We start from the raw sequence: 16,136 nt of genomic DNA, 5'->3' as shown, positions 1-16,136 counted from the left end.
ATTGTCACACATTCCCGAGGAAAGCTTGGTCAAATGTGGGAGGGGCGGTGCTGCCAGCAAGGGATTGGGAAATTGCAGGCAAAAAAAGAGACCCGAAGGTCTCTTTCTCGACGCGAACCAAGCCTTAGAGGCTGGAAATCCGCGCATGCTGCTCCGCCAGTTTGCCCAGGGCCTGTTCAGCCTCGGCCAGCTTGGCGCGTTCTTTCTCGATCACTTCGGCCGGGGCCTTGTCAACGAATGCCGCGTTGGACAGCTTGCCGCCCACTCGCTGCACTTCGCCTTGCAGGCGTGCGATTTCTTTGTCGAGACGGGCCAGTTCCGCGCCCTTGTCGATCAACCCAGCCATTGGCACCAGCACTTCCATGTCGCCGACCAGTGCGGTGGCGGACAGCGGTGCTTCGGCATCGGCAGCCAATACGGTGATCGACTCCAGCTTGGCCAGCTTCTTGAGCAGTGCATCGTTCTCGCTCAGGCGACGCTGATCCTCAACGCTGGCGTTCTTGACGAACACCGCCAGTGGTTTGCCCGGACCGATGTTCATCTCGGCGCGGATGTTGCGCGTGCCGAGCATCAGGGTCTTGAGCCATTCGATATCGCTTTCGGCCGCTTCATCGATGCGGGCTTCATTGGCCACCGGCCAAGGTTGCAACATGATGGTCTTGCCTTCGATACCCGCCAGTGGCGCCAGGCGCTGCCAGATTTCTTCGGTGATGAACGGCATGAACGGGTGGGCCAGGCGCAGCGCCACTTCCAGCACGCGCACCAGGGTACGGCGGGTGCCGCGCTGACGTTCGACCGGCGCGTTTTCGTCCCACAGGACCGGCTTGGACAGCTCCAGGTACCAGTCGCAATACTGGTTCCAGATGAACTCGTACAGCGCCTGGGCCGCCAGGTCGAAACGGAACTGATCGAGCTGGCGAGTCACCTCGGCTTCGGTGCGCTGCAACTGCGAGATGATCCAGCGGTCCGCCAGGCTCAGCTCGTAGGCTTCGCCGTTCTGGCCGCAGTCTTCGCCCTTGTCCAGCACGTAGCGCGCGGCGTTCCAGATCTTGTTGCAGAAGTTGCGATAGCCTTCGACGCGGCCCATGTCGAACTTGATGTCGCGACCGGTGGACGCCAGCGAGCAGAAGGTAAAGCGCAGGGCGTCGGTGCCGTAGCTGGCAATGCCATCGGCGAATTCATCGCGGGTTTGTTTCTCGATCTTCTTCGCCAGTTTCGGCTGCATCAGGCCCGAGGTGCGTTTCTGCACCAGGGTTTCCAGGTCGATGCCATCAATGATGTCCAGCGGGTCCAGGACGTTGCCTTTGGACTTGGACATCTTCTGGCCCTGGCCATCGCGCACCAGGCCGTGTACGTACACGGTCTTGAACGGCACTTGCGGCGTGCCGTCTTCGTTCTTCACCAAGTGCATGGTCAGCATGATCATCCGGGCGACCCAGAAGAAAATGATGTCAAAACCGGTGACCAGCACGTCGGTGGAGTGGAATTTCTTCAGGAACTCGGTCTGCTGCGGCCAACCCAGGGTGGAGAAGGTCCACAGGCCCGAACTGAACCAGGTGTCCAGTACGTCGTTGTCCTGTTGCAGTGCCACGTCGGCACCGAGGTTGTGCTTGGCGCGCACTTCGGCTTCGTCGCGACCTACGTAGACCTTGCCCGACTCGTCGTACCAGGCCGGAATGCGGTGGCCCCACCACAGTTGGCGGCTGATGCACCAGTCCTGGATGTCACGCATCCACGAGAAGTACATGTTTTCGTACTGCTTAGGCACGAACTGGATACGGCCGTCTTCCACGGCAGCGATAGCGGGCTCGGCCAGCGGTTTGGTGGACACGTACCACTGATCGGTCAGCCACGGCTCGATCACGGTGCCGGAGCGGTCGCCCTTCGGCACTTTCAATGCGTGATCGTCGACGCTGACCAGCAGGCCGGCGGCGTCGAAGGCGGCCACGATCTGCTTGCGTGCTTCGAAGCGGTCGAGGCCAGCGAATTCAGCCGGGATCTTGCCGTCGACGCTGTCGTTGAGGGTGCCGTCCAGGTTGAACACCTGGCAGGCCGGCAAGACAGTGGCGTTCTTGTCGAAGATGTTGAGCAACGGCAGGTTGTGGCGCTTGCCCACTTCGTAGTCGTTGAAATCGTGGGCCGGGGTGATTTTCACGCAGCCGGTGCCGAATTCAGGGTCGCAGTAATCGTCCGCGATGATCGGGATGCGGCGGCCGACCAATGGCAGCTCGACGAACTTGCCGATCAGCGCCTGGTAGCGCGCGTCGTTCGGGTTAACCGCGACGGCGGCATCGCCGAGCATGGTTTCCGGGCGGGTGGTGGCGACAATCAGGTAGTCGTTGCCTTCGGCGGTCTTGGCGCCGTCGGCCAGTGGGTACTTGAGGTTCCACAGGAAGCCTTTCTCGTCGTGGTTTTCCACTTCGAGGTCGGAAATCGCCGTGTGCAGCTTGGTGTCCCAGTTGACCAGGCGTTTGCCGCGGTAGATCAGGCCGTCTTCGTGCAGGCGCACGAAAGCCTCTTTGACCGCTTCGGACAGGCCATCGTCCATGGTGAAGCGCTCGCGGCTCCAGTCGACGGACGAGCCCAGGCGACGGATCTGACGGCTGATATTGCCGCCGGACTGATCCTTCCATTCCCAGATTTTTTCCAGGAATTTCTCACGGCCCAGGTCATGGCGACTCTGGCCGGTGGCTTCGAGTTGGCGTTCCACCAGCATCTGGGTGGCGATACCGGCGTGGTCGGTACCCGGTTGCCACAGGGTGTTGCGGCCCTGCATGCGGCGGAAACGGATCAACGCATCCATGATCGCATTGTTGAAGCCATGGCCCATGTGCAGGCTGCCAGTGACGTTCGGTGGCGGAATCATGATGGTGTAGGACTCGCCCGCACCTTGTGGGGCGAAATAATTTTCGGACTCCCAGGTCTGGTACCAGGAAGTTTCGATAGCGTGGGGCTGGTAGGTCTTATCCATGCGCGGCGGGACCCTAGTTGGCATTAATTCAGGAAAGCCGGCAAGTATAGCGGTGTGAAGCAGTTGCAAGCTATAAGCCACAAGCTGCAAGTGGAGTGCAGTGCTTTAACTTGCGGCTTGTGGTTAGTTGTTTATAGCAGCGGCGATCAGCCGCTCCATCCGCGCATCCAACCGACGTTTGATCTCGGTTTCGATATGCGGGGCAAAATCGTCGATCACGTCTTGCATGATCAGTTGTGCGGCGGCACGCAGTTCGTTGTCCAGGTGCAGCAGCAAGGCGTCGGGGGTTTTTTCAGCGGCGGTAGCGGGTTGCGCAACGGTGGCTGGCGCGACGGGTTCAGGCACGGCAGGTTTGCCGCCGACCATGTCGAACAACAGCGGAATCTGTACCTCGCCTGTGACCGCCTCGGTCAGCAGTGGCGGTTGCAAACCTTCATCACCCAGCAACTGACGGATCGACTCAAGGTCGTCCAGCAGGTGGTCATCTTTTTTTAACGGGTTGAAAGTGTCCATCGTGTGCTCAAAGTCGTTGTAGCCGGTGATCTTGCAAAGGATAGCCCTGTTCGCGGTAGAAACGGAAACTCTCCCGCGCAGCCTGACGAATAGCCGGATCTTCCACCACCACCTCCGCCACGCGGGCGAATGCCTGGGCAAAGGGTGGTACTTTCAGGTCCAGGTTGACCAGCAGGTCGTGATGCGCGCCGCAGCTGTCGCCCAAACCCAGTACCACCAGCCCTTCGGGTTCTGTTTCTGCGGGGCCATGGGGTACAAAGCTTTCACCCTTGAAACGCCACAGACGGGCATCGAGCTCCTCGCGTTGGGCGGCATCGCTGCAATGCAGGTAAATGCGATGGCCCATGCGCCAGGCTTTTTCCGTGAGTTTGCAGGCGAAGTCCAGGCGCGCGAGGGGATCGGCGCTGGGCAATATATAGAAGTCGACTTGGGGCATGTGGGTTCCTGCAACGTCCCGTCCCACCCTTTATAGACGCAAGGGCGGGACGGGCACTGTTTAGGCTTTGGCGCGATCCAGCAGGTACTGCGTCAGCAACGGAACCGGACGGCCGGTGGCGCCCTTGTCTTTGCCGCCACTGGTCCAGGCGGTGCCGGCGATGTCCAAGTGAGCCCAGTTGAAGTTCTTGGCGAAGCGCGACAGGAAGCACGCCGCAGTGATGGTGCCGGCCTTCGGCCCGCCGATGTTGGCGATGTCGGCGAATGGGCTGTCCAGTTGTTCCTGGTACTCGTCGAACAGCGGCAGTTGCCAGGCGCGGTCGTCGGCAGCCTTGCCGGCGCTGAGCAGTTGCTCGATCAGCTCGTCGTTGTTGCCCAGCAGGCCCGAAGTGTGGGAACCCAGGGCAACGATGCAGGCGCCGGTCAGGGTGGCGATGTCGATCACGGCCTGTGGCTTGAAGCGCTCGGCGTAGGTCAGGGCGTCGCACAGCACCAGACGGCCTTCGGCGTCGGTGTTGAGGATTTCCACGGTCTGGCCGCTCATGGTCGTCACGATATCGCCTGGGCGCGAAGCACCGCCGCTCGGCATGTTCTCGGCACAGGCCAGGATGCACACCAGGTTGATCGGCAGCTTGAGTTCCAGCACGGCACGCAGAGTGCCGAACACGCTGGCGGCACCGCCCATGTCGTACTTCATCTCGTCCATGCCGGCGCCAGGCTTGAGGCTGATGCCGCCGGTGTCGAAGGTTATGCCTTTACCCACCAGGGCGTAAGGCTTCTCGGACTTCTTGCCGCCGTTGTATTGCATCACGATCAGGCGAGGCGGCTGGTCGCTGCCCTGGCCCACGGCATAGAACGAGCCCATGCCCAGGTCCTTGATCTTCTTCTCGTCCAGTACTTCAACCTTCAGGCCTTTGAATTCCTTGCCCAACGCCTTGGCTTGCTCGCCCAGGTAGGTCGGGTGGCAGATGTTCGGCGGCAGGTTGCCCAGGTCGCGGGTGAACGACATGCCGTTGGCGATGGCTTGGGCGTGGGTCACGGCGCGGGTCACTTCAGCCTGAGCGGCCTTGATGGTCAGCAGGGTGATTTTTTTCAGGGCGCGGGGTTCGGCTTTCTGGCTCTTGAACTGGTCGAACACGTAGCCACCGTCCACCAGGGTTTCTGCCAGCAGACGGGTCTTGCCGTAGCTGTCACGGCCCTTGACGACGATTTCATCCAGCGCCAGCGTTGCATCGCTGCCGCCCAGGCCCTTGAGGGTGCTGAGGATGCCGCTGATGATCTTGCGGAACGGGCGGTCGCCCAACTCGTCGTCCTTGCCCACGCCCACCAGCAATACGCGGTCGGCCTTGAGGTTGGGCAGGCTTTGCAGCAGCAGGCTCTGACCCACTTTGCCGGCCAGGTCGCCGCGCTTGAGCACCGCGCTGATGGCGCCGCCGCTCAGTTCATCGAGCTGCTTGGCGGCGACGCCGAGCTTGCGGCCTTCGCCGATGGCGACCACGAGGGTGGCGGTCTTCAACGTTTCGGGGCTAACGCTTTTTACAACCAATTCCATGTTCGGGTCCCTTATAAAGGTCTATGAGCCTGGCGTTTGTACCCAGGCTTTAAAGCGTGGCAGTCGTGTCAACCACCCGCGACAAAGGCCGCAGTTTGAACCTCGCCGGCAGAGCCTGACAACCCTTGGCGCACGCTTTGTGCGTGTGCATGAGGTTGCGCAGTGACAGGCGCGGTCAATCACAGGATAATGCGCCATCTTTTTAGCCGGCCCTGTGTAAACGGGGCTGACTCGGTATGCTTGCTTGTTTGGCCGCCTTAGCCTGACAACCCTGGAGTGTCTGGTTTGATTGTCTTCCGTTATCTGTCCCGCGAAGTCCTGTTGACCCTTAGTGCCGTGAGTGCGGTGCTGCTGGTCATCATCATGAGTGGTCGTTTCGTCAAATACCTGGCTCAGGCCGCTTCCGGCGCGCTCGACCCAGGTTCGCTGTTCCTGATCATGGGCTTTCGTCTGCCAGGGTTCCTGCAACTGATCCTGCCGTTGGGCCTGTTCCTGGGCATTCTGCTGGCCTACGGTCGTCTGTACCTTGAAAGCGAAATGACCGTGCTGTCGGCTACCGGCATGAGCCAGCAGCGCCTGCTGGGCATGACCATGATCCCAGCCGCCGGCATCGCCCTGATCGTCGCCTGGCTGAGCCTGAGCCTGGCTCCCCAGGGCGCCATGCAATTTCAGTTGGTGCTGAACAAGCAGGACGCGATGACCGAGTTCGATACCCTCGAACCCGGCCGCTTCCAGGCCCTCAGCGACGGCACTCGGGTGACCTACACCGAGACCATGACCGAAGACCGCGCCAACCTGGGCGGCGTATTCATCTCCGAGAAGCGCCTGGGCCAGGACAAGAAGGACCGTGGCATTTCGGTGCTGGTGGCCGATTCGGGCCGTCAGGAAGTACGCCCCGATGGCAGCCGCTACCTGATCCTGGAAAACGGCTACCGCTATGACGGCAGCCCGGGCCAGGCCGATTACCGGGCCATCAAGTACGACACGTACGGCGTGATGCTGGCCCGTCCGGAAGTCAGTGATGAAGTCACCGACCGCGATGCCATCCCCACCGCGCAATTGATCGGCAGCCAGGAACTGCGTTCCATCGCTGAGCTGCAATGGCGTATTTCCTTGCCGCTGCTGGTGTTTATCGTGACCTTGATGGCGGTGCCGCTGTCGCGCGTCAACCCGCGCCAAGGCCGTTTCCTCAAGTTGTTGCCGGCGATTCTGCTGTACATGGCTTACCTCACCATCCTGATTTCCGCCCGCGGTTCCCTGGAAAAAGGCAAGCTGTCGCCGGTCCTGGGCCTGTGGTGGGTACACGGGATTTTCCTGGTGATCGGCCTGGGGCTGCTTTATTGGGAACCTATACGCTTGAAGATGAAGAGCCGTCGTGGCCAGAAGGAGTTGGCTCGTGGCTAAGCTCGATCGCTACATTGGTAGCAGCGTACTCATTGCCATCCTGGCGGTGCTGGGCATCATCCTGGGCCTGGCCTCGTTGTTTGCCTTCATCGATGAAGTGGGCAACGTCAGCGACACCTACACCGTCACCGACGTGCTGAGCTACGTGGCGCTGACCGCTCCGCGCCGCCTGTACGACATGATGCCGATGGCCGCGCTGATCGGTTGCCTGATCGGCCTGGGCAGCCTGGCCAGCAACAGTGAGCTGACCATCATGCGTGCCGCCGGGGTCTCCATCGGCCGGATCGTATGGGCGGTCATGAAGCCCATGTTGCTGCTGATGCTCTGCAGCGTGCTGATCGGCGAGTACATCGCGCCGCCGGCTGAGTCCACGGCCCAGGCCAATCGCGCCCTGGCCCAGGGTTCGGGTGACGCGCAGAGCGCCAAGCATGGCCTGTGGCACCGTCAGGGTGACGAGTTCATCCACATCAACGCCGTGCAGCCTGGCGGCTTGTTGATCGGGGTGACGCGCTACACCTTCGATAAAGAACGTCATATATTGTCGTCCAGTTTCGCCAAACGTGCGCAGTACGACGCGGAAAAATGGCAACTGAGCGATGTCACCACCACTTATTTCCGCAACCCCGGCCAGGGCACCAAGGCCAGCACCGAAGTGATCAACGTACCGAGCGAAGCGTGGGACATCGCCCTCAAGCCGGAACTGCTCAACACCGTGGTGATGATCCCGGAAAGCCTGCCGATCTCCGGTCTGTGGAGCTATATCCACTATCTCAAGGACCAGGGCCTGAACAATGGCCGTTATTGGCTGGCATTCTGGGTCAAAGTGTTGCAGCCGGTGGTGACCGCCGCGCTGGTGTTGATGGCGATCTCATTCATCTTCGGGCCGCTGCGCTCCGTGACCCTGGGCCAGCGGGTGTTTACCGGCGTGCTGGTGGGGTTCACCTTCCGGATTGCCCAGGATCTGCTCGGCCCGTCGAGCCTGGTGTTTGGCTTCTCGCCGCTATTTGCGGTGCTGGTGCCGACCGCCATCTGCGCTTTGGCCGGGTTCTGGCTGCTGCGCCGCGCCGGTTGATCGCGCGCTTATGAACAAAAAATGCCCCGGTCGAGAGATCGGGGCATTTTTGTTCTGGTCAGCAAAGATGACGCCTGGCCTGAGCATCAGGTACAATTCCCGGCTATTTTTCAGCGGGCAATCTGCCTGCAGCCTTTTTGAGTGTTGATCCGTGAGTGATTTGAGTCATATCCGCAATTTCTCCATCATCGCCCACATTGACCATGGCAAGTCGACGCTGGCCGATCGATTCATCCAGATGTGCGGCGGCCTCGCCGAGCGTGAGATGGAAGCCCAGGTCCTGGACTCCATGGACCTCGAGCGCGAACGCGGGATCACCATCAAGGCCCACAGCGTCACGCTGTACTACAAGGCCAAAGACGGCATCACTTACCAACTGAACTTCATTGACACCCCCGGCCACGTTGACTTCACCTACGAAGTCAGCCGGTCCCTGGCGGCCTGTGAGGGTGCCTTGCTGGTGGTCGACGCCGGCCAGGGCGTGGAAGCGCAATCGGTCGCCAACTGCTACACCGCGATCGAACAGGGCCTGGAAGTCATGCCCGTGCTGAACAAGATCGACCTGCCGCAGGCCGAGCCCGAGCGCGTCAAGGAAGAGATCGAGAAGATCATCGGCATCGACGCCACCGACGCGGTCACCTGCAGCGCCAAGACCGGCCTGGGTGTCGACGAAGTGCTTGAACGCCTGGTCCACACCATTCCAGCCCCCACCGGCAACATCGAAGATCCGCTGCAAGCGTTGATCATCGACTCCTGGTTCGACAACTACCTGGGCGTTGTGTCCCTGGTCCGCGTGCGCCACGGCCGCGTGAAGAAGGGCGACAAGATTCTGGTCAAGTCCACCGGCAAGATCCACTTGGTGGACAGCGTCGGTGTCTTCAACCCCAAGCACACCGCGACCGTTGATCTTAAAGCCGGTGAAGTAGGCTTCATCATCGCCGGTATCAAGGACATCCACGGCGCGCCGGTGGGTGACACCCTGACGCTCAGCTCCACCCCGGATGTGGATGTGCTGCCAGGCTTCAAGCGTATCCAGCCGCAGGTCTACGCCGGTCTGTTCCCGGTCAGCTCTGACGATTTCGAAGATTTCCGCGAAGCCCTGCAAAAGCTGACCCTCAACGACTCGTCGTTGCAGTACACCCCGGAAAGCTCCGACGCCCTGGGCTTCGGCTTCCGCTGCGGGTTCCTGGGCATGCTGCACATGGAAATCATCCAGGAGCGCCTGGAGCGCGAATACGACCTGGACCTGATCACCACCGCGCCTACCGTTATTTTCGAGCTGCTGCTCAAAACCGGTGAAACGATTTACGTCGACAACCCCTCCAAGCTTCCGGATCTGTCGTCGATCGAAGACATGCGCGAGCCTATCGTGCGGGCCAATATCCTGGTTCCGCAGGAGCATTTGGGCAACGTCATTACCCTGTGTATCGAAAAGCGTGGCGTTCAGCGCGACATGCTGTTCCTCGGCACTCAGGTTCAAGTGACTTACGACATGCCGATGAACGAAGTGGTCTTGGACTTCTTCGACCGTCTCAAGTCCACCAGTCGCGGCTATGCTTCGCTGGACTACCATTTCGATCGTTACCAATCGGCTAATCTGGTGAAACTGGATGTGCTGATCAACGGCGACAAGGTCGATGCCTTGGCACTGATCGTGCACAAGGACAATGCGCATTACAAAGGTCGCCAGTTGACCGAGAAGATGAAAGAACTGATTCCGCGTCAGATGTTCGACGTCGCGATCCAGGCCGCCATCGGCGGGCAGATCATTGCGCGAACCTCCGTCAAGGCACTCAGAAAGAACGTGCTGGCCAAATGCTACGGCGGTGACGTAAGCCGTAAGCGCAAGCTGCTTGAGAAGCAAAAGGCCGGTAAAAAACGCATGAAGCAAGTGGGCAACGTGGAAGTTCCACAAGAAGCCTTCCTTGCGGTGCTCAGGTTGGATAGTTAGGTCCTATGTCGCTAAATTTCCCGCTGTTGCTGGTCATCGCCGTTGCCGTCTGCGGTCTCTTGGCGTTGCTCGATCTGGTGTTCTTCGCCCCGCGTCGGCGGGCGGCTATCGCGTCCTATCAAGGCAGCGTCAGCCAGCCCGATGGCGTGGTGATCGAGAAGCTGAACAAAGAGCCTTTGCTGGTTGAATACGGCAAGTCGTTCTTCCCGGTGTTGTTCATCGTGCTGGTGCTGCGTTCGTTCCTGGTGGAGCCGTTTCAGATCCCGTCGGGGTCGATGAAACCTACTCTGGATGTGGGCGACTTCATCCTGGTGAACAAGTTTTCCTATGGGATCCGCCTGCCGGTGATCGATAAGAAGGTCATCGAAGTTGGCGACCCCCAGCGCGGCGACGTGATGGTGTTTCGCTACCCAAGTGATCCGAACGTCAACTACATCAAGCGTGTGGTTGGCCTGCCGGGCGATGTGATCCGTTACACCAGCGACAAGCGCCTGTTCATCAACGGTGAGTCGGTGGCCGAAAAACTGCTCGGTTCCGAACCGAACAGCCTGGGCAGCGCCGAGCTGTATCAGGAGAAGCTCGGTGCCGTGGAGCACGAGATCCGTAAGGAGATGAGCCGCTATCGCGCCCAGCCTGACGGCCAGTGGAAAGTGCCTGCCGGGCACTATTTCATGATGGGCGACAACCGCGACAACTCCAATGACAGCCGCTACTGGGATGACCCCAGTATTCCCAAAGAGCTGCTGGGCATGGTTCCCGACCAGAATATCGTCGGCAAGGCCTTCGCGGTCTGGATGAGTTGGCCGGAACCCAAGCTCAGCCACCTGCCGAACTTCTCGCGGGTCGGGCTGATCAAGTAATACAAGCGGCGCTGTGAACACAGCGCCGAATGCTTTTCTGGGGCGTGGACAATTCGCGCCCCATGCAACACCCATCAGGATTTGAATTTGAACACTGCGTCAATCGTCGATGGCCGCCGGTGCCACCAACTCACTATGGATAAACCGTGACCGTTTCTCTCAGTCGTCTCGAGCGCCAGCTCGGCTACACCTTCAAGGACCAGGAATTGATGGTCCTTGCCCTCACACACCGCAGCTTCGCAGGGCGCAATAACGAGCGCCTGGAATTTCTCGGTGATGCCATCCTCAATTTCGTTGCCGGTGAAGCCCTTTTCGAGCGCTTCCCCCAAGCCCGTGAAGGCCAGCTATCGCGCCTGCGCGCTCGCCTGGTCAAGGGCGAAACCCTGGCCGTACTGGCTCGCGGTTTCGGCCTGGGCGAGTACCTGCGCCTGGGTTCCGGCGAATTGAAAAGCGGCGGGTTCCGCCGTGAATCGATCCTGGCCGATGCCCTCGAAGCGCTGATCGGCGCTATCTACCTGGATGCGGGCATGGAAGCGGCCAAGGAGCGGGTCACCGCATGGCTGACCTCCGAGATCGAAAGCCTGACCCTGGTCGATACCAACAAAGATCCCAAGACCCGCCTGCAGGAATTCCTGCAATCGCGCGGCTGCGAACTGCCCCGCTACGAAGTGGTGGATATCCAGGGTGAGCCCCATTGCCGCGTGTTCTTCGTGGAATGTGAAATCACCTTACTGAACGAAAAAAGCCGAGGTCAGGGTGTGAGCCGTCGTATTGCCGAACAGGTAGCGGCCGCTGCAGCACTGATTGCCCTGGGCGTGGAGAATGGCCATGACTGATTCAACCGCAACACGCTGTGGCTATGTTGCCATCGTCGGCCGCCCCAACGTGGGCAAGTCCACGCTGCTCAACCACATCCTGGGGCAGAAGCTGGCGATTACCTCGCGCAAGCCGCAGACCACCCGCCACAACATGCTGGGCATCAAGACCGAAGGCAATGTGCAAGCGGTCTACGTCGACACCCCGGGCATGCACAAAGGCGGCGAAAAAGCCCTTAACCGCTATATGAACAAGACCGCTTCGGCCGCGTTGAAAGACGTCGACGTGGTGATCTTCGTGGTCGACCGCACCAAGTGGACCGACGAAGACCAGATGGTTCTGGAGCGCGTGCAGTACGTCACCGGCCCGTTGATCGTCGCGCTGAACAAGACCGACCGCATCGAAGACAAAGCCGAGCTGATGCCGCACCTGAGCTGGCTGCAGGAACAACTGCCGAACGCCCAGATCATCCCGATTTCCGCCCAGCACGGCCACAACCTCGATGCCCTGGAGCGCGTGATCGCCGAGCACCTGCCGGAGAACGAACACTTCTTCCCGGAAGACCAGATCACCGACCGCAGCAGCCGTTTCCTCGCCGCCGAACTGGTGCGTGAGAAAATCATGCGCCAGATGGGCGCCGAGCTGCCGTACCAGATCACCGTCGAAATCGAAGAGTTCAAGCAGCAGGGCAAGACCTTGCATATCCATGCGTTGATCCTGGTCGAGCGCGACGGCCAGAAGAAAATCATCATTGGCGACAAGGGCGAGCGCATCAAGCGCATCGGCACCGAGGCGCGCAAGGATATGGAATTGCTGTTCGATTCCAAGATCATGCTCAACCTGTGGGTGAAGGTGAAAGGCGGTTGGTCCGATGACGAGCGTGCGTTGCGCTCCCTCGGCTACGGCGACCTGTAAGTACACCGCAGGGCAAAAAATGTGGGAGGGGGCTTGGCCCCGATAGCGGTGGACCAGTTAATAAATACGTGACTGAGCCACCGCCATCGGGGCCAAGCCCCTTCCCACATTAGGTTTATGTTGTTTTCACGATAGAGAACCCATGTCCCAGTCCCCACCTCCCAGCCAACTCGCCTATGTCCTGCACAGCCGTGCCTATCGCGAGACCAGCGCCCTGGTGGATTTCCTCACCCCGCAAGGTCGCCTGCGCGCGGTGTTGCGCAGTGCGCGGGGCAAGGCCGGGACATTGGCGCGGCCCTTTGTGGCGCTGGATGTGGAGTTTCGCGGCAAGGGCGAGCTGAAGAACGTCGGCCGCCTGGAAAGCGTCGGCACCTGCGCCTGGCTCAATGGCGATGCGCTGTTCAGCGGCCTGTACCTCAATGAACTGCTGATTCGCCTGCTGCCAGCCGAAGATCCGCACCCGGCGGTCTTCGATCACTACGCCGCCACGTTGCTGGCCCTGGCCGAAGGTCGTCCATTGGAGCCGTTGCTGCGCGCCTTCGAATGGCGTCTGCTGGACGACCTGGGTTACGGCTTTGAGCTGAACAACGACCTGCACGGCGAACCCATCGCCGCCGATGGTATGTATCGCCTGCAAGTGGACGCGGGGCTGGAGCGCGTCTACTTGCTGCAACCCGGTCTATTTCAGGGCACCGAGCTGCTGGCCATGAGCGAAGCCGACTGGACCGCGCCCGGCGCCTTGTCCGCCGCCAAGCGCCTGATGCGCCAGGCCCTGGCCGTGCACCTGGGCGGGCGGCCGCTGGTCAGTCGCGAGTTGTTTCGAAAGCCCTGACATCCCCGTGTATGCTGTGCAGCGTTTCTTTCCCCTTTTCAGGAGCGCTTCCGTGACCACCAGCAATCGCATTCTTCTTGGCGTCAACATCGACCACGTCGCTACCCTGCGCCAGGCCCGGGGCACTCGCTACCCCGATCCGGTCAAGGCCGCGCTGGACGCCGAAGAAGCGGGCGCCGACGGCATCACCGTGCACTTGCGCGAAGACCGTCGGCACATCCAGGAACGCGACGTGCTGCTGCTCAAGGACGTGCTGCAAACCCGCATGAATTTCGAAATGGGCGTCACCGAAGAAATGATGGCGTTCGCCGAGCGCATCCGCCCGGCACATATCTGCCTGGTGCCGGAAACCCGCCAGGAACTCACCACCGAGGGCGGCCTGGATGTGGCTGGCCAGGAAGCGCGGATCAAGGCCGCGGTGCAGCGTTTGTCGAAGATCGGCAGCGAAGTGTCGTTGTTTATCGACGCCGACCCGCGCCAGATCGAGGCCTCGCGCCGCGTCGGCGCGCCCGCCATCGAACTGCATACTGGCCGCTACGCCGATGCCACCACTCCGACGGAGGTCGCAGACGAGCTGCAACGCATTATCGAAGGCGTGAACTGCGGTCTCAATGAAGGCTTGATCGTCAATGCCGGCCACGGTTTGCACTACCACAACGTCGAGGCCGTCGCCGCGATCAAGGGCATTAACGAACTGAACATCGGCCATGCCCTGGTGGCCCACGCGCTGTTCGTCGGCTTCAAAGGCGCGGTTGCCGAAATGAAGGCCCTGATCCTGGCCGCCGCCAAGCACTAAAAACAGCCAAGCTGCAATGTGGGAGGGCGTCACCTCCCACATGAGAACCCTTACTGTTTAGCCCGTGTGGGTGTATCGTATCCGCCCTTTGCAGGCTATGCGCCTGCTGGCCGATACGCGAGGTTGTTGTGTCCCGATCCTTTTCCCGTCGACAAATCCTGGGTGGTCTTGCAGGCCTGGCTGTAGTAGGTGTCGGTGCCGGTGGCGGCTACCGCTACTGGCTGGGGAAAGTCGCCGAAGCCGAGGCGGGGCACGATTACGAACTGATCGCGGCGCCGCTGGATGTTGAGCTGGTGCCGGGACACAAGACCGAGGCCTGGGCGTTCGGCCCGTCGGCGCCGGGCACCGAGTTGCGCGTGCGCCAGGGTGAGTGGCTGCGGGTGCGCTTTATCAACCACTTGCCAGTCGCCACCACCATCCACTGGCATGGCATCCGCCTGCCGCTGGAAATGGACGGCGTGCCCTACGTCTCGCAGTTGCCGGTGCTGCCTGGCGAATACTTCGACTACAAGTTCCGCGTGCCCGACGCCGGCAGCTACTGGTACCACCCTCACGTCAACAGCAGCGAAGAACTCGGCCGTGGCCTGGTGGGCCCGCTGATCATCGAAGAGCGCGAGCCTACCGGTTTCAAACACGAATGCACCCTGAGCCTCAAGAGCTGGCACGTGGACGAAGAGGGCGCGTTTGTCGCCTTCAGCATCCCCCGCGAAGCGGCGCGTGGCGGTACGGCCGGGCGCTTGTCGACGATCAACGGTGTGTCCCAGGCGGTGATCGACTTGCCGGCCGGGCAGATCACCCGTGTGCGTCTGCTCAACCTGGATAACACCCTGACTTATCGCATCAATATTCCCGACGTCGAAGCGCGCATCTACGCGTTGGATGGCAACCCTATCGAACCGCGCCCGCTGGGCAAGGAGTACTGGCTGGGCCCGGGCATGCGTATCTGCCTGGCGGTCAAGGCGCCGGCGGCGGGTGAAGAACTGTCGATCCGCAACGGCCCGGTGCGCCTGGGCACCTTCCGCTCAGTGGCCAATACCGACGCGCCCACCGATTGGCCACCGGCGCTGCCGGCCAACCCGATCAGCGAGCCGGACCTGGCCAATGCCGAGAAACTCAACTTCAATTTCGAGTGGGTTGGTTCGGTCTCGGTCAATGTGGACAACGGTAAGCCGCCGAGCCTGTGGCAGATCAACGGCCAGGCCTGGGACATCACCGACAAGACCTGCGCCGACCGCCCGATCGCCACGCTGCAAAAGGGCAAGAGCTACATTTTCGAATTGAAGAACATGACCCAGTACCAGCACCCGATCCACCTGCACGGCATGAGTTTCAAGGTGATCGCCTCGAACCGCCACAAGGTGATCCCGTATTTCACCGACACCTACCTGCTGGGCAAGAACGAGCGCGCCCGGGTGGCGTTGGTGGCGGATAACCCGGGGGTATGGATGTTCCACTGCCATGTGATCGACCATATGGAAACTGGCCTGATGGCCGCCATCGAGGTGGCGTGATGCGTCAGTTTCGCCCCACCGCGATCATCGACCGCAGCCGGGACCAGGACTTTATGCGTGAAGCCCTGGCCCTCGCCGCCCAAGGCGCAGCGCTGGGTGAGGTGCCGGTCGGCGCAGTGCTGGTGCAAGACGGTGAAATCATCGGACGAGGCTTTAATTGCCCCATCAGCGGTAACGACCCTAGCGCCCACGCCGAAATGGTCGCCATCCGCGCCGCCGCCCAGGCCGTCAGCAACTACCGCCTGCCCGGCAGTACGCTGTATGTGACCCTGGAGCCGTGCAGCATGTGCGCCGGTTTGATCGTGCATTCACGCATCGCACGAGTGGTGTACGGCGCATTGGAGCCTAAGGCGGGGATCGTGCAGAGCCAGGGGCAGTTTTTTACCCAGGCCTTTTTGAATCATCGGGTGTTGTTTGAAGGCGGTGTACTGGCTGAAGAGTGCGGCACGGTGCTGAGCGAATTCTTCAAAGCGCGCCGTGCCAAACCCGCCCTCTAAAGAACACAGCA

The 16,136-nt window shown here is 61.0% G+C and carries 14 protein-coding genes; 10 read left to right on the top strand and 4 right to left on the bottom strand.

Annotated elements, in window-relative coordinates; all coding sequences use genetic code 11:
- Positions 1-124: 124 nt before the first annotated feature.
- From FIV35_RS06895 to FIV35_RS06880, 4 genes are all read right to left on the bottom strand, one after another.
- Positions 125-2,971, bottom strand: coding sequence for a valine--tRNA ligase (locus FIV35_RS06895; RefSeq protein WP_034096047.1), 2,847 nt, complete (start codon positions 2,969-2,971; stop codon positions 125-127).
- 123 nt (positions 2,972-3,094) lie between these two features.
- Positions 3,095-3,484 carry a hypothetical protein gene (locus FIV35_RS06890; protein ID WP_034137115.1) on the bottom strand — a complete coding sequence of 130 codons (390 nt, stop codon included), beginning with the start codon at positions 3,482-3,484 and terminating at the stop codon, positions 3,095-3,097.
- A gap of 7 nt (positions 3,485-3,491) precedes the next feature.
- Positions 3,492-3,920, bottom strand: coding sequence for a DNA polymerase III subunit chi (locus FIV35_RS06885; RefSeq protein WP_034137116.1), 429 nt, complete (start codon positions 3,918-3,920; stop codon positions 3,492-3,494).
- Between the two features lie 60 nt (positions 3,921-3,980).
- Complete coding sequence (locus FIV35_RS06880; protein WP_034137117.1) at positions 3,981-5,471, bottom strand: leucyl aminopeptidase; 1,491 nt, start codon at positions 5,469-5,471, stop codon at positions 3,981-3,983.
- 285 nt (positions 5,472-5,756) lie between these two features.
- On the opposite strand from FIV35_RS06880, the gene lptF reads away from it, so the two are divergent.
- The 10 genes from lptF (at position 5,757) to tadA (ending at position 16,125) form a co-directional block, all read left to right on the top strand.
- Entirely contained in the window at positions 5,757-6,875 is a 1,119-nt protein-coding gene (gene lptF, locus FIV35_RS06875; protein WP_034111890.1) for an LPS export ABC transporter permease LptF, read from the top strand.
- Entirely contained in the window at positions 6,868-7,947 is a 1,080-nt protein-coding gene (gene lptG, locus FIV35_RS06870; protein WP_034137118.1) for an LPS export ABC transporter permease LptG, read from the top strand. The genes lptF and lptG overlap by 8 nt, the downstream gene beginning before the upstream one ends.
- Positions 7,948-8,098: 151 nt before the next feature.
- Positions 8,099-9,898 carry a translation elongation factor 4 gene (lepA, locus tag FIV35_RS06865; RefSeq protein ID WP_034137119.1) on the top strand — a complete coding sequence of 600 codons (1,800 nt, stop codon included), beginning with the start codon at positions 8,099-8,101 and terminating at the stop codon, positions 9,896-9,898.
- Positions 9,899-9,903: 5 nt separating this feature from the next.
- The gene (lepB, locus tag FIV35_RS06860; RefSeq protein WP_034137120.1) at positions 9,904-10,758 is read left to right on the top strand and encodes a signal peptidase I; all 855 of its coding nucleotides are present in this window, start codon (positions 9,904-9,906) and stop codon (positions 10,756-10,758) included.
- Positions 10,759-10,904: 146 nt separating this feature from the next.
- A complete protein-coding gene (gene rnc, locus FIV35_RS06855) occupies positions 10,905-11,594 on the top strand; it encodes a ribonuclease III (RefSeq protein ID WP_033902449.1) in 690 nt (229 codons plus the stop codon).
- Positions 11,587-12,489: a GTPase Era gene (gene era, locus FIV35_RS06850; protein ID WP_016978271.1), complete on the top strand. Its 903-nt coding sequence runs from the start codon at positions 11,587-11,589 to the stop codon at positions 12,487-12,489. The genes rnc and era overlap by 8 nt, the downstream gene beginning before the upstream one ends.
- A gap of 142 nt (positions 12,490-12,631) precedes the next feature.
- Positions 12,632-13,321 (top strand): DNA repair protein RecO, encoded by a 690-nt coding sequence (gene recO, locus FIV35_RS06845; RefSeq protein ID WP_034137121.1) that lies wholly within the window; start codon positions 12,632-12,634, stop codon positions 13,319-13,321.
- A 52-nt stretch (positions 13,322-13,373) separates the two neighbouring features.
- A complete protein-coding gene (gene pdxJ / locus FIV35_RS06840) occupies positions 13,374-14,117 on the top strand; it encodes a pyridoxine 5'-phosphate synthase (protein ID WP_034096056.1) in 744 nt (247 codons plus the stop codon).
- Between the two features lie 128 nt (positions 14,118-14,245).
- Entirely contained in the window at positions 14,246-15,628 is a 1,383-nt protein-coding gene (locus tag FIV35_RS06835) for a multicopper oxidase family protein (RefSeq protein ID WP_034137122.1), read from the top strand.
- On the top strand, positions 15,628-16,125 hold the full coding sequence (gene tadA, locus FIV35_RS06830; protein ID WP_034137123.1) for a tRNA adenosine(34) deaminase TadA: 498 nt from the start codon (positions 15,628-15,630) through the stop codon (positions 16,123-16,125). Before FIV35_RS06835 ends, tadA begins: the two co-directional genes overlap by 1 nt.
- Positions 16,126-16,136 lie beyond the last annotated feature (11 nt).

Source organism: Pseudomonas rhodesiae, assembly GCF_007858255.1.
Lineage (GTDB): Bacteria > Pseudomonadota > Gammaproteobacteria > Pseudomonadales > Pseudomonadaceae > Aquipseudomonas > Aquipseudomonas rhodesiae.
This window is presented reverse-complemented; position numbering and strand designations above follow the sequence as displayed.